Annotated in this window: 15 protein-coding genes; 5 read left to right on the top strand and 10 right to left on the bottom strand. The window is 64.6% G+C overall.

The window, feature by feature from the left end:
• Positions 1-31 precede the first annotated feature (31 nt).
• Both FPJ27_RS05795 and FPJ27_RS05790 read right to left on the bottom strand, forming a co-directional pair.
• Positions 32-418 carry a hypothetical protein gene (locus FPJ27_RS05795; protein ID WP_175960385.1) on the bottom strand — a complete coding sequence of 129 codons (387 nt, stop codon included), beginning with the start codon at positions 416-418 and terminating at the stop codon, positions 32-34.
• A gap of 107 nt (positions 419-525) precedes the next feature.
• Positions 526-1,158, bottom strand: a complete 633-nt coding sequence (locus tag FPJ27_RS05790) for a glutathione S-transferase C-terminal domain-containing protein (RefSeq protein ID WP_034181918.1) — start codon at positions 1,156-1,158, stop codon at positions 526-528.
• Between the two features lie 137 nt (positions 1,159-1,295).
• On the opposite strand from FPJ27_RS05790, the gene FPJ27_RS05785 reads away from it, so the two are divergent.
• The 4 genes from FPJ27_RS05785 (at position 1,296) to FPJ27_RS05770 (ending at position 4,407) form a co-directional block, all read left to right on the top strand.
• The gene (locus tag FPJ27_RS05785) at positions 1,296-1,688 is read left to right on the top strand and encodes a helix-turn-helix domain-containing protein (RefSeq protein ID WP_072438298.1); all 393 of its coding nucleotides are present in this window, start codon (positions 1,296-1,298) and stop codon (positions 1,686-1,688) included.
• A gap of 24 nt (positions 1,689-1,712) precedes the next feature.
• Positions 1,713-2,081, top strand: a complete 369-nt coding sequence (locus FPJ27_RS05780; RefSeq protein ID WP_204422294.1) for a hypothetical protein — start codon at positions 1,713-1,715, stop codon at positions 2,079-2,081.
• A 47-nt stretch (positions 2,082-2,128) separates the two neighbouring features.
• Positions 2,129-2,998, top strand: coding sequence for a hypothetical protein (locus FPJ27_RS05775; RefSeq protein ID WP_204422293.1), 870 nt, complete (start codon positions 2,129-2,131; stop codon positions 2,996-2,998).
• A gap of 524 nt (positions 2,999-3,522) precedes the next feature.
• Positions 3,523-4,407: a helix-turn-helix transcriptional regulator gene (locus FPJ27_RS05770; protein WP_204422292.1), complete on the top strand. Its 885-nt coding sequence runs from the start codon at positions 3,523-3,525 to the stop codon at positions 4,405-4,407.
• Between the two features lie 152 nt (positions 4,408-4,559).
• Here FPJ27_RS05770 and FPJ27_RS05765 read toward each other — a convergent pair whose 3' ends face one another.
• Entirely contained in the window at positions 4,560-4,964 is a 405-nt protein-coding gene (locus tag FPJ27_RS05765) for a nuclear transport factor 2 family protein (protein ID WP_204422291.1), read from the bottom strand.
• A gap of 219 nt (positions 4,965-5,183) precedes the next feature.
• Positions 5,184-5,969, bottom strand: a complete 786-nt coding sequence (tam, locus tag FPJ27_RS05760; protein ID WP_204422290.1) for a trans-aconitate 2-methyltransferase — start codon at positions 5,967-5,969, stop codon at positions 5,184-5,186.
• 138 nt (positions 5,970-6,107) lie between these two features.
• Here tam and FPJ27_RS05755 point away from each other — a divergent pair, with 138 nt between their 5' ends.
• Complete coding sequence (locus tag FPJ27_RS05755; RefSeq protein WP_072438283.1) at positions 6,108-7,004, top strand: LysR family transcriptional regulator; 897 nt, start codon at positions 6,108-6,110, stop codon at positions 7,002-7,004.
• A gap of 193 nt (positions 7,005-7,197) precedes the next feature.
• Here the strand turns inward: FPJ27_RS05755 and FPJ27_RS05750 are convergent, their stop codons facing one another.
• From FPJ27_RS05750 to FPJ27_RS05725, 6 genes are all read right to left on the bottom strand, one after another.
• Positions 7,198-8,043 carry a GSU2403 family nucleotidyltransferase fold protein gene (locus tag FPJ27_RS05750; protein WP_204422289.1) on the bottom strand — a complete coding sequence of 282 codons (846 nt, stop codon included), beginning with the start codon at positions 8,041-8,043 and terminating at the stop codon, positions 7,198-7,200.
• The gene (locus FPJ27_RS05745; RefSeq protein WP_204422288.1) at positions 8,040-9,176 is read right to left on the bottom strand and encodes a helix-turn-helix domain-containing protein; all 1,137 of its coding nucleotides are present in this window, start codon (positions 9,174-9,176) and stop codon (positions 8,040-8,042) included. The genes FPJ27_RS05750 and FPJ27_RS05745 overlap by 4 nt, the downstream gene beginning before the upstream one ends.
• Before the next feature lie 499 nt (positions 9,177-9,675).
• Complete coding sequence (locus tag FPJ27_RS05740; protein ID WP_204422287.1) at positions 9,676-10,110, bottom strand: GNAT family N-acetyltransferase; 435 nt, start codon at positions 10,108-10,110, stop codon at positions 9,676-9,678.
• A 345-nt stretch (positions 10,111-10,455) separates the two neighbouring features.
• A complete protein-coding gene (locus tag FPJ27_RS05735) occupies positions 10,456-10,923 on the bottom strand; it encodes a nucleoside deaminase (RefSeq protein WP_034181908.1) in 468 nt (155 codons plus the stop codon).
• Between the two features lie 116 nt (positions 10,924-11,039).
• Entirely contained in the window at positions 11,040-11,510 is a 471-nt protein-coding gene (gene cynS / locus FPJ27_RS05730) for a cyanase (RefSeq protein ID WP_072438272.1), read from the bottom strand.
• Positions 11,511-11,540: 30 nt separating this feature from the next.
• Positions 11,541-12,200 carry a carbonic anhydrase gene (locus FPJ27_RS05725; protein ID WP_072438270.1) on the bottom strand — a complete coding sequence of 220 codons (660 nt, stop codon included), beginning with the start codon at positions 12,198-12,200 and terminating at the stop codon, positions 11,541-11,543.
• Positions 12,201-12,297 lie beyond the last annotated feature (97 nt).

Genomic DNA, 12,297 nt, shown 5'->3' with positions numbered 1-12,297 from the left:
ACCGCCTGGGCGGTGAACCGGTCGGACGGGATCAGCTAATGCGTGGAGGGCGCCACAACCCGCTCGGGTCGCGGACCGGGACGGACTGCGTGTAGTGGAAGACGATCGTGCTGGCGAATGCAGCGGGACGGGTGACGTCGACGCGGGCGGCAGGGTGATAGAGACTGCCGAACTGGCATTGGGCCGTCACCTTGCAGGCCATGCCCTTGGCTTTGGCCTTCGCTTTCGCGCTGTCGGCGGCGGGCGACTTCATCGAATCGCAATCGCTCATGTCGGCGGACATCTTCATGCCGGTATCCGCTTCCATCGACATCGTGTGCTGCATCGGACATTCACCGGTCAGGCCGCTCGCTGCCAGCCCGCTGATGGGCAGCACCGCGCAAAGCAGCAGCAGGATGAAGGTCCGAAGCAGTTTCATGGCGGCGATTATAGCGCGGCATTTTTGCTGCGTGGCGGCGCGTCGATATGAAGGAACGGTCGCGGTGCGGCGGGATGACGCACCGTATCCGCGACCGTCTCTGCGCGCTACCGCGACAGGCCGTCCGCCGCCAGCACGGCCTGCACCGCCGGCCGCTCGCGAACGCGCTCGTACCACGCGCGCAGATGCGCATACCGGCTCAGGTCGATATCCGCGTTGTACACCGAACGCATCCAGTCGGCCTTGCCCCAGCCCGTCAGCGCGAACAGGTACGCATCGGCGACGGTGAACGTGTCGCCCGTAACGAACGTCTTGCCGTCGAGCTGACGGTCGATCCATGCAAAGCGGCTGTCGAGCTTCTGCCGCGCCGGCTCTACGTACTTCCCCGCCTGCACCGCGTACAGCAGCGGGATGAAACCCTTGTGGATCTCGGTGCCGAGGAAGTTGAGCCATTCCATCAGCCGGTAGCGCGCGAGCGTGCCGTACGCGGGCGCGAGCGCGGCTTCCGGGCGCAGATCCGCGAGATACTGCGCGATCACCGGCCCTTCGCGCAGCATCGTGCCGTCGTCGAGTTCGAGCAGCGGCACGTAGCCGAGTTCGGTCACGTCATAGTAGTTGCGTCCGCCTTCGACGACATGCTTGCGCGCGTCGACGTTGACGATCTGCGCGTCGATGTCGCCTTCGTGCAGCACGATGCGGATCGCCTGCGAACAGCTTCCGGGAGCGTGATAGAGCTTCATGCGTTTCCTTCGTTTCGTTGTCCGTGTATCGATTCGCCGCGACGCGGACGCTAATATCTCGCATCGACGCACGGCCGGGAAGACGGCAGTCGTTTGTGCCGTAGTCACAAAAAATTTACCGACCAGGGTTCAGCAGGATGAAAACGAGTGCGACTGGATGTTCCGTTGAAGAAGCGATGCGCCTGCTCGGCGGCCGCTGGCGGCTGCTGCTGGTGTCGTATCTGCTCGACGGGCCGCGGCGCTTCAGCGACCTGCGCCGCGACATGCCTGGCATCTCGCAGCGCATGCTGACGCTCGACCTGCGCGCGCTCGAAGACGCGGGCCTCGTGCGGCGGACCGTCTATCCTGAAGTGCCGGTGCGCGTCGAGTACGATCTGACCGCGGACGGCGACCGGCTGCGGCCAGTCGTCGAAGTGATGCGCGAATTCGGGCTGTGGCTGAAGGCGCGCGATGCCGATGCGTCGTGCGATACCGGCGCGACGCCCGAAGCCGCGGCTGCGATCGAAACTGCAAGCCGCTCCCCCCGATAACCTATTACGCAGGAACCTACGTTCATGGACCTTCACGCTACCGTCGGCGCGGCAACGTCCGACCTCGACGACGACGAAAGCTTCGCCAGCATCTACTGTCACGACGCGGAGCAGGATTATTGCTTCGCGCTGTCGCGCTTTCCGGACGACACGCTGATCGAAGTGATGGTGCGCGACCAGATCAACCTGCGCGTCAAGGATCTGTCGGTGCGCCTGACGGACGACTCGGTCGATGTCGAGATCGAACCGGGCATCGCCGCGCGTCTCGACGGTCAAACGCGTTACGTGATCCATCTCGCGCCAGGCCAATATGATCCGGTTGCGCTGCGTGCGGCGCTGAAGGAGATCTTCGTCGGCAAGAGCGGTTATCGCGACGAAAGCGCGGGCGGCTAACCGGTCGCATGCACGCCCATTCTCGACCTTCTTTCCGACACCCGCTCATGACGCGATCCCTGCGATTCCGACCGTTTCCGCGCGTCGCCGCTCTGCTGCTCGTTGCGTGCGCAACGATGCCGGCCGCCGCACACGCGGCCAAACCGCTGCTCGCGTTCAAGGTCGACGACACCGTCACGGCGCGCGTCGAGCGCGCCGACAGCGCGCACATCACGGTCCGCTTCCTGCCGGGCGGGAAAACCCAGATGCTCGACGTCACCGCCACCGACGAGGAAGGCCGCTACCGCCTCGCATCGGACGACTACAACTTCGACGGCCACCGCGATCTCGCGGCGCACGCGCTGCTCGGCATGGTCAACGAAAACTACGGCATCTACCTGTATGACGCCGCGCGCCAGCAGTTCGAGCCGCTGCAAATGCCGGCGAGCGACATGCCTCACGGCAACTGCGACGGCCTGATCAACGTCGAAGCGAAGCCGAAGGAACGCACGCTTTACAGCTCGTGCCGCGGCGGCCCGAACTGGTACACCGACGCGTACCGCTTCGACGCCGGCGGCAGGATGTATCTGTACCAGTCCAGCGAAGCGACGCCGGACGACCTGCGCGACCTGCTCGACGGCGATTCGGGCCCGTCGTCGATGCTGCTGACCTACGACGAGCACGGTAAGCGCGTGTCGCGCCGCCCGCAGGCCTACGGCGGTGGCAAGGTCACGTTCAAGGTGCGCGCGGCGCGCGTGCCGCTGCACGAGGCCATGAACGATGCGCCGACGCGGCGCTACGTCGTCGCGGGCGATACGCTCGAACTGGTCGACGCGACTGCCGACTTCAAGTGGCTGAAGGTCGTCTATCGCAATCCGCGCGTAGGCGCCGTGACGGGCTGGATCAGCGCGAAGGACGCCATGCCCGCGGGCGGCTGACACGCACCGCATCCGGCCTGCCCGCCTCGCGCGGCTTTCCCACATATTGAACGCGCAACGTCCCATTAATAGGGATGCCTGTTCGAATGTCGACGCACTTCGCATCACGGCTCTAACGTTCGCCACAACGCCATTCGCCCTGCGTGTCGGAACGGCTGAAACCCGTCGAGCGCGAGGTCGTGCGGATTGCCGGCCACGTCGAGCAAGTAATTCGCATGCAGCAGCCGGCCGGCATCGTCGGCGCACCGCGTTCGGCAGCCCGTGCATCACCGACGTCGAAATGATCCGGCCGCGCCGGGACGGGAACGGCTTCGTATGTTGACCATCTGAATCTTTCGTCTCTCGATTGAAAAAAGCAGAGACAGCAGTGACTCATTTACACTGCCCCGGTATATCTTCCCCCAGGGGGAAAAGCGATGTTTGACGCAGACGGGCAGGCCGACAGGACGCCCGCCGGTGTTTCCCCTTAATGACGTTTTTCACCGCAATCGCTACAATCCCGCCGCCTCTCACCGGGGAACCGCATGCTGCCGAACGTGAACCCCTTCCACCGCGACAATGACCGATTCAACGTGTCGTTCAAGGCGCTGGGCGAGTTGATCGAGACGGTCGGCACGCCGCATTTCGTGCCGCGCCTCACGCAACTGCTGAACGACGTGGTGCCGCTCGACGTCGCGCACGTCGAACGCTCGCGCGTCGACCGCACGATGCCCACCGGCTACCGATGCGAATGGATCGGCAGCAGCGGCATCGGCACCGCGACGTCGGACATCTCGGACGTGATGACGCTCTACTACGAGCGCTTTCTCGACAGCGACCCGCTGTTCGCGGGGCTGCGCGGCAAGACGGGCACGATGCTCGTCGTGCGCGACATCGCGGCGATCCCGCCCGGCGAATTCCGCCAGCGGCTGTTCGACGACGTGCATATCGGGCACGAATGCGTGCTTGCGCGCGGCACGCGCTATTCGCAGCATTCGATCGCGCTGGAGCGCGGCCGCGACCGGCCGCCGTTCACGCTCGCCGAGATGAACCGCTTCCGCAGCATCAGCGACGTGCTGTTCCCGCTGCTCGAACTGCATGCGTCGACCACCGCCGTGCGGCGCGTCGCGCATCCGACGCCCGAAGTCCATCCGCTCGCGCAGTTCGATGCGCGGATCGCGGCCGACGGCGTGAAGCTGTCGAAGCGCGAATACGAAACCTGCAAGCACCTGATCTCCGGCAAGACCGTACCGGAAACCGCCGGGATTCTCGGCGTGCGCGTCGCGTCGGCCGAGTCGTACGTGAAGCGCGCGTTCGCGAAGCTCGGCGTGCGCACGAAACGCGAGCTCGCCGCGTGGGGTTCGGCCACCACCGCATTCCCTTCCGCCGGATCGCACGACGGCGCCGTGCCGCCCGCAACCGCACACTGACTGCGCGGCCGCCTTCGGTTGCGCCGCGTCGATGTGCCGGCGCCACTCGCATCGAGATCCGTCGATGTCAACGGTGCGACTTCAAAATCTTCGCGCGGGCGGCTGGAATATTCGCACCGGATTCCCGGGCAGCCGGCGCGCGAGCAACGCCGTCACTGCCGATGTGCCGCCGCTTCCGCCTCGGTATCGTGATACTCGACAAACGCCGTGATCTTTCCGTTTTCGATCGTGAACAGATGCACCCACTCGTCCTCGTACGTGCGCCCGGTCGAATGGACATACCAGCGTTGTGTGCCGAGCACGACGACCCGGTTGCCGCTGGCGATGAACTCGAGCGGCTCGAACCGTTCCGCGGTCTGCGTCGATGCAAGCACCCCGAAGAACGCCGCGACCTCCTGAGGCCCATGTCTTCTGCCGGCGAACGGAATCATGCCGATCGGCCCCGGTATGAACCAGTCGACGCTTTCGGAGAGCGTCTGCAGGATGCCGTCGATATCGGCCCTGCCGAACGCCGCGTACGCCTGTTGCACCAGTTGAACGTTGCTTTGCTCGGTCATCGTGCCCTCCCGTCATCGCCGTTCGCAGCGTCGAGGCGCAAAGCCCGGGCTGCCGTCAATTCAGCATAGTCGAACCGCGGGACGACACACTTAGGGTTGGCGAGCAATCGAGCGACGCCGATTTGATATGAGCAATCCGGGACGCCTCCATCCTGCCGCCACGACGACATGCGCGTGAATCTTGCCGGCCACCGGCCCGTCGCCAGCGTCATTGCCGCATCACTTGCGCGTCGCCACGATGAACAGGCGCGGGAACGGCAGCAGCACCGTGCCGTCGGCAAGTGCCGGATAGCCGCTCGGACCGGCGAGCGCCTCGCGATAACGCGCGAGGAACGCCCGCTGTTCGCCGTCATCGAGCGCCGCGAGGAACGGCCGCAGCGCACTGCCCTTGAACCATTCGACGACCGCGTCCGCGCCCCCGCGCAGCGGGTGGTAGTAGGTCGTGCGCCACACGTCCACGCGCGAACACAGCGGCGACAGCAGCGCGTAGTAGTAACGCGCGTCGAACCGTTCGGTGCGCGCCGCGCCTTTCAGCTTGTCGGCCCACGGCCCGGCCGCGGCGACCTCGCGCATCAGTCGGTGCGCGGGTTCGTCGAGATTGTCGGGCATCTGTACCGCGAGATGGCCGCCCGGCGCGAGCCGGCGGACGAGCATCGGAAACAGCGTGTCGTGCGCGGGCACCCATTGCAGCACCGCGTTCGACAGGATCAGGTCATAGCCACCCGGATCGTCCCACGCGGCTACATCGGCGATATCGAAACGTAGTGCCGGCAGGCGCTTGCGTGCGGCTTCGATCATGTCCGCCGACGCGTCGATCCCGTGGATCGTCGCGTCGGGTGCGCGTGCGATCAGCGCTTCCGTCGAATTGCCGGGCCCGCAGCCGATGTCGATCGCCGTGCGGATCGGCGTGCGCGGCACGGCGGCCAGCAGGTCGCGCACCGGCCGCGTACGTTCGTCCTCGAATTGCACGTACTGGCTCGCGTATTGATCGAGTGGGGTCGTCACGATGGTTCTCCTTGTCGGCATGGTCGGCGTCGCCGAATTCGGGTGCGGGATGCATGCGGCCGCCGATGCAGCGCATTCTGCGACTGGCGCAGCGCTTCAGTAAAATGAATTTAATATCGTTATTGATTCAAATTTCTGATGAAGATCGATACGCTCGGTGTACAGGCTTTCGTCGCGATCGCCGACGGCGGCAGCTTCAGGCAAGCGGCCGACACGCTGCACGTGACGCAAACGGCAATCACGCAGCGGCTGCGCAAGCTCGAGTCGTTTCTCGGCGTCGCGCTGGTCGAACGCACGACGCGCCGCACCACGCTGACCGAGATCGGCCTGCGCTTCCTGCCGCAGGCGCGGCGGCTGCTGAACGAACTTTCCGATGCGCTGACCGAAATCCGCGAGACGGGCCTGAGCCAGCGCGGCGACGTCACGATCGCGTGCGTGCCGACGGTCGGCGTGCAATACCTGCCGCGCATCCTGCGCGCGTTCTCCGGTCACCGGCCGCACGATCGCGTGAAGATCCTCGATCACGCATCGGCGTCGGTGCTGCAGGCCGTGCTGCGGCGCGAAGCCGAATTCGGCATCAGCATCGCCGGCGACCAGCACCCCGAACTCGTCAGCGTGCCGCTCACGCACGACCCGTATGTGCTTGTCTGCCGCGACGATCATCCGCTCGCGAAGCGGCGGCGCATCCGCTGGGCGGCACTGCAACCGCATCCGCTGATCTTCGCCGGTGAAGTGAGCGGCAATCGCGGGCTGCTCGAAGGCGCGCTGAAGACCAGCGGCGTGTCGCTGCATTCGTTCTACGAAGTGCAGCGCAGCTCGACCGCGCTCGGGCTCGTCGCCGAAGGGCTCGGTGCAGCCGTGGTGCCGAAGCTCGCAATCCAGAAGAACGCGTATCCGATGATCCGCACGATCGAGCTCGTCGAACCGTCGGTATCGCGCACGCTCGTGCTCGTGACGCGCAAGAGCGCACAACTGTCGCCCGCGGCGCGGGCGCTCTACGACATGATCGTCGAACGCGCGACGCCTGGGCGGTGATTCGCGAGCGGGATGGGCATTGCGCTTGCCGCCACCCGCTTGCGATGTCGGCGGATGTCAGGAACAGGCCGGTGGCCGCGACAATGCGCTCATTTGATCTTCGCGACGACTGCCCCTTCATCAGCTGAAGTCGTCGGGTAGATAACATGTCCTCCGCGCACAACCGGGAACGGCGATCAGGGCGGTGGTAGGCCTAGACGGCGCCGCCGAAAAGCGCTTGGAATCCGTCCTGACACAGCCGGAGCATATCTTGCGGTTCGATGTGCCGACCAGGTTTCGCGATCTCGGCCGCGGCGCGGATGGTGTCGTTCACGTCGGCAAATAACTCGTCGACCCCGGCACGAACAGACCTTTGTTGCTTATCCGACAGAGTACCCTCGAGGTTCTTCCATATTCGGACCAAGTCGTCTTCAATCGCGCCACTGAAGGTGTACATGGCATCGTAGATGTAGAGCACGTCCTGAGGCCGCTTTTCTACGGCTCGATCGCCACGGATCAGAAGCTTCTGGACCATGAAACTCACGGGGTTCGGGATGCGCAGGTCCGGCACCGCTTCGCCGAGGCCCGACTCCTCCGCGGGAATCGTCACTAACCACGGCTCGTACAGCAGTACCTCAAGATGCCGCAGTTTTTGTGCGACCACACCTGCTTTGGCCTCGGTCGCATCAGGTTCGGTTTCCGTGGTGCCCTTGATGCGCCGCCTCGGGCTGCCGGTCTGCGGAGTCAGGAATTCGGCGTAGAACCCGTTGGCGTTCCCGCCGAGTGTGTAGCGCGTCGCTGGAGGCCGGAAATCACCTCCGCGAGTCGGTTCCGCCTTGAAGCCTGCGCCCTCCAGGGCCGCCAAGATACTTCCCTCGAGCGCGTCGTGTTCCGCGTATGCCACGTCGGCGTCCTGGGTGAAGACCGGCTCGTGTTCGGGCTCATAGGCTCGCGGTTCATATCGATAGAGCCGAAAAGCCCAGCCCCCGACGAATACGATCTTCGAGCGCCACGGTTCCAAAGTCATCGCGAGATGACTGAATTCGACGAGTTCGCTCACACGTTTTCTCCAACCACGCCGGCAAGAACGCCATGCTCCAGTTCGGCAGCCTGTTCCGCACCTCGCGCCGGATGAGCCGAAACATCGAGCCAGGTTTGAATGATGTCCGTGACCCGCAGACCGTCGCGGTAAACAACGCCACGGTCCAACGATTGGGGAAAACCGGTCTGCTGCAAGACAAGATCAGGGCGCTCCCCCTCCTTGGCTCGGCGCAGCGGTCGCCAGTGCTCCGCCTCCATCAGGTCATGAACCCAGATCGTCGGCGGTACACCTTTCACATGTCCGAAACCAAGCGCGTCGGCTGCGGCAAAAAGGCCTAGAACACCGCGGTCATTCTTGAGCAGCTTATGCAGCTGTGTATCGGGCGCTCCCGGCAAAAGGAACTTCATGGGCAGCGCCAACGGCGGCCTCTGGTATTCACTCTTCCATCGTTTCGCGAGCTTTCCCCGCTGCACGATCTTCAGGAACGGCTTGGTTTCAATGAACCCTTCCCGCTTCAAGGCGTGGATCAGCCGCGTGGCCGTCATGACCGAGGTGCCGGCCGTGCGCGCGAGATCGGTCGCGGTGGCGTAATGCTTGCGCTCGGCACCGATCAGGCCTTCGCCCTTGATATCTGTCGCCAGCAGAAGTTTGAGCATCCACTGGGTAAGGTCCGAGAATGTCAGGCGCGGCTGGGTGCTATGACCGCTGCTGTAGGAGCGATTCCGTTGGTTCGAACGCTCAGAAATATCCAAGCCGGGGAATTGGACATATCGAGTCCCGTCCGGCGAGAGCACGGCGAATGGTTCACGATTGCCGTACGCCGTGTGGAATTCCACCAAGCGGTTAATGAGAGACGGCGAAACGCTACCGACCCAGATCAGGACGGCGGGCCGCATCCCCTGCCGCTCCGCGTGCGTGCGTGCCTCGAGGAGTGCCTGAGCAAAGAATGCCGTGACACGATCGGCGCGCCCCTCATTGAACGCCTTGAGAACCGCGAGGTACGACGGGCCTTGATCGTTGGCAACGATGATGTCCCCGACGTGATCAGGCTCCGTAGTTTCCATTACGCTCCAGCCATCGGCTTCCTCGAACAGGTTGTGGAAGGCGTTGAGCGCGAGGTGTTCGGGCAATTCGCTTGAAAGTGGCTTCATCTCATACTCACGTGGCCATGAGAAATCACTTGGGCGCGAGAATCACATGGACATGATAAATCACACGGCCATGTTACGATTATCATGGGGCTGCCGCAAGACCCATTCAATCCGGTACTATTTTTTTGGTTCATCTCGAATTCCCGTGGATGTCGCTTACCGCCCCGAAGCGGTCGATCAAGCCTCGTCGGCCACCGTCTTCGTTGAACGGTTGCTCCGGGAGGCGACGCGATCAGCCCCCTACGACCACGTAAACGATTGCTCCTGAGCCGTACGCCGAAAATCGACCGGAGCGTTCAACCTCGTTTCCGGTTACTGGCCAGCCAAGATGCTCGCTTGCCAAGAGATTCGAAATGCGATTCCCGCTGGATCACATGTGAGAGCGAGAAATGACCAGCCTGAAGTAATTGGCAAAGAGCGGGATGGGCATTGCGCTTTCCGCCACCCGCTCACGATGTCGGCGGATGTCAGGAACAGGCCGGTGGCCGCGACAATGCGCTCAAAGCGTCTTGACCATGAACACGCGTGCGGTCCCTTCCGGCTTGCACGGCACTTCGCCGAAGGTCTCGTAACCCTGCTTCCGGTAGAAGTCCGGCGCCTGGAACGAGATCGTGTACAGCACCGCGCGTGCGCACCCGCGCCGTTTCGCTTCCGCTTCGGCCTCGCGCAGCAGCCGGCTGCCGAATCCACCGCCGCGCAGCGATTCGGGCAGGTAGAACAGATCGATGAAGAACAGGCCGAGCGAAGTCCGGCCGGTGAGGCCGCCCAATACCTCGCCGGTCGCGGGATCGGTCACGTAGACGTCGAGCGCGGCCGCATCGGCGCGCCCCGTCATCGCGTGGTTGAATTCGCCGAGCTTGCGGCTGATGAAGTCTCGTGCGGCCGGCTGCTCGGTGTCGGTCAATTGAAGGGTGACGTCGGAATGGGCTGTCATCGGGCGAACGCGTGCGTGAAAAGGCCGCCGGGCGTGCAGCACCCTGCGGGCGTCGCACGACTATAGCGCGTCGCCCGCGCGCCGGCATGCGGCCGAATCGAGTGCAACCGGCGCAGCCGCTGCAAAAGCACAAACGGCGGGCGCATCGCGCGCCCGCCGCTTTGTTGCACGTTGTCGCGTTGCGTCGGCGCACGCCACCGCGAACGCCGCCTTCATGTCGATCACGCTGCGCCGCTCGCGCACGACATACCCGGCGGCACGAAAGCCGCCGGGCGAACCGAAGGATGGGGAAAACGCGCAGCCGAGGCGGCTACGCCGTGCGACCTGTGCGTCGCGCGGATCACGTCACTTCGCGTTCAGTTCCTGCCAGCGCCGGTAGACGCCGATCGCGTCGCCGTGCTTCTGCTGCACCATCGGCAGCCGCCGCTCGCCGATCGGCTTCGCATATTCGGCATAAAACGTGTCGAGCTCGAAGTACTTGCGGTCGTCGCGGTAGAACGGCGCGTAGTCCTCGCGCGTCGTGATGTAGATCACGCGCTTCGGGCTGCAGTAGTACAGCGATCCGAGGCACATCGGGCACGGGCTCGCGAGGATGTAGATCTCGCAGTCGGTCAGGTGTTCGGTGCCGAGCTTGCGGCACGCATCGCGCACCGCGAGAATCTCGGCATGCGCGGTCGGGTCGCTGGTCTGCGCGACGAGGTTCGGGCTCTCCGCGACGATCTCGCCGTCGCGGACGATCACCGTCGCGAACGGGCGTCCGCCCTCTTCCACGTTCTTCATCGCGAGATCGATCGTGCGTTTCACAAAATCCATGACTGTGTCCTCATTGAAACGGAATGGCGGGAACGTGCGCCGGCCGATGGCCAACTCACGTCGGGCGAACCTGCGCGGCGCCGCCGGTCCGCGACGCCGCGCCGGCGTCTGAACAGTCAGAACGGCTTGGTCGGCAGGTACTTGCCGTCGAGCGTGATCACCGCGCGCGAACCGCCTTCGGGATCGTCGACCTTCTTCACGTCGAGCCGGAAATTGATCGCGCTGATGATGCCGTCGCCGAACTTCTCGTGGACGAGCGCCTTCAGCGTCGTGCCGTACACCTGCAGCATTTCGTAGAAGCGGTAAATGGTCGGGTCGGTCGGCACGCGATCGTCGATGCTGCCGCGCAGCGGGATCGTCTGCAGCAACAGCACCGCGTCGTCGTCGAGGCCGAGCTTGTCGGCAACGACGCGCGCGGCGCCAGCCGGCAGCGCGTGCTGGCCGAGCAGCGCGGCCGTGACGAACGCTTCGCTGAGGCCCGTGCCTTCGGTGAGCTGCGCGAACGACAGGTTCTTGCGCGCCTTCGCGAGAACGACGGTCTCCGCAAGCGCGTGGCGGGCGGTCTGACTGTGCTGTGACTGAATCATGGCAATACCTCGTGGTTGGGTAGGAACGGTTCAGGCCGCGACGGGAAGCGTCGCGGGTGTGGCGCGGACGTCGGGATGGTCCGCCAGGGAGACGAACCGGCCGGTCGCGCCGTCGTGGGCGTCGATGCAGCCGGATTCGATGTCGTAGACCCAGCCGTGCAGCGCAAGACGCCCTTCTTCCAGCGCGAGTCGCACGGCAGGGTGTGTCTTCAGGTTCGCGAGTTGCGCGACGACGTTCTCGCGCACCATCGAGTCGATCCGCTCGCGTTCGCTGCGATGCATGCGCGCCTCGTTCACGACGCGCGCCGAATCGGCGTAGCGCAGCCAGTGACCGACGGCCGGCATGTGGTCCATGCACTGGCAGGTCGCGATCGCGGTCATCGCACCGCAATCGGAATGCCCGCAGATCACGACGTCGGTCACGCGCAGCGCGGCCACCGCGTATTCGACCGAGGCCGACACGCCGCCCGGCTCGGGGCCGTACGACGGCACGATATTTCCGGCGTTTCGGATCACGAACAGATCGCCCGGTTCGCGCTGCGTGACGAGCTCGGGCACGAGCCGGCTGTCCGAGCACGAGATGAACAGCGCGCGCGGGTTCTGGCTGCGCGCGAGATCGCGGAACAGCGCGGCGCGCTCCGGATAGGCGTCGCGCTGGAACTTCAGAAAGCCTTCGATGATGTCCTTCATCGCGTGTCCTCCGGTGTGGGTGAAATCGATGAAGGGCAGGTTACGCCGGACTTCCAATAACGTAAAAGACTGATTTATGATCAACCGGATAAGCACG

The organism is Burkholderia sp. MS455, assembly GCF_016899445.1.
Taxonomy (GTDB): domain Bacteria; phylum Pseudomonadota; class Gammaproteobacteria; order Burkholderiales; family Burkholderiaceae; genus Burkholderia; species Burkholderia pyrrocinia_C.
Note: the sequence above shows the minus strand (reverse complement) of the source record. Positions and strands in the feature narration are given on the sequence as shown.

What these genes read in the sequence shown, in the direction of transcription:
- FPJ27_RS05740 (WP_204422287.1), bottom strand. Translation starts at nt 10,110, where the DNA reads ATGACAGCCCATTCCGACGTCACCCTTCAATTGACCGACACCGAGCAG.
- cynS (WP_072438272.1), bottom strand. Translation starts at nt 11,510, where the DNA reads ATGATTCAGTCACAGCACAGTCAGACCGCCCGCCACGCGCTTGCGGAG.
- FPJ27_RS05755 (WP_072438283.1), top strand. Translation starts at nt 6,108, where the DNA reads ATGAAGATCGATACGCTCGGTGTACAGGCTTTCGTCGCGATCGCCGAC.
- FPJ27_RS05790 (WP_034181918.1), bottom strand. Translation starts at nt 1,158, where the DNA reads ATGAAGCTCTATCACGCTCCCGGAAGCTGTTCGCAGGCGATCCGCATC.
- FPJ27_RS05775 (WP_204422293.1), top strand. Translation starts at nt 2,129, where the DNA reads ATGACGCGATCCCTGCGATTCCGACCGTTTCCGCGCGTCGCCGCTCTG.
- FPJ27_RS05780 (WP_204422294.1), top strand. Translation starts at nt 1,713, where the DNA reads ATGGACCTTCACGCTACCGTCGGCGCGGCAACGTCCGACCTCGACGAC.
- FPJ27_RS05795 (WP_175960385.1), bottom strand. Translation starts at nt 418, where the DNA reads ATGAAACTGCTTCGGACCTTCATCCTGCTGCTGCTTTGCGCGGTGCTG.
- FPJ27_RS05770 (WP_204422292.1), top strand. Translation starts at nt 3,523, where the DNA reads ATGCTGCCGAACGTGAACCCCTTCCACCGCGACAATGACCGATTCAAC.
- FPJ27_RS05735 (WP_034181908.1), bottom strand. Translation starts at nt 10,923, where the DNA reads ATGGATTTTGTGAAACGCACGATCGATCTCGCGATGAAGAACGTGGAA.
- FPJ27_RS05725 (WP_072438270.1), bottom strand. Translation starts at nt 12,200, where the DNA reads ATGAAGGACATCATCGAAGGCTTTCTGAAGTTCCAGCGCGACGCCTAT.
- FPJ27_RS05785 (WP_072438298.1), top strand. Translation starts at nt 1,296, where the DNA reads ATGAAAACGAGTGCGACTGGATGTTCCGTTGAAGAAGCGATGCGCCTG.
- FPJ27_RS05745 (WP_204422288.1), bottom strand. Translation starts at nt 9,176, where the DNA reads ATGAAGCCACTTTCAAGCGAATTGCCCGAACACCTCGCGCTCAACGCC.
- FPJ27_RS05765 (WP_204422291.1), bottom strand. Translation starts at nt 4,964, where the DNA reads ATGACCGAGCAAAGCAACGTTCAACTGGTGCAACAGGCGTACGCGGCG.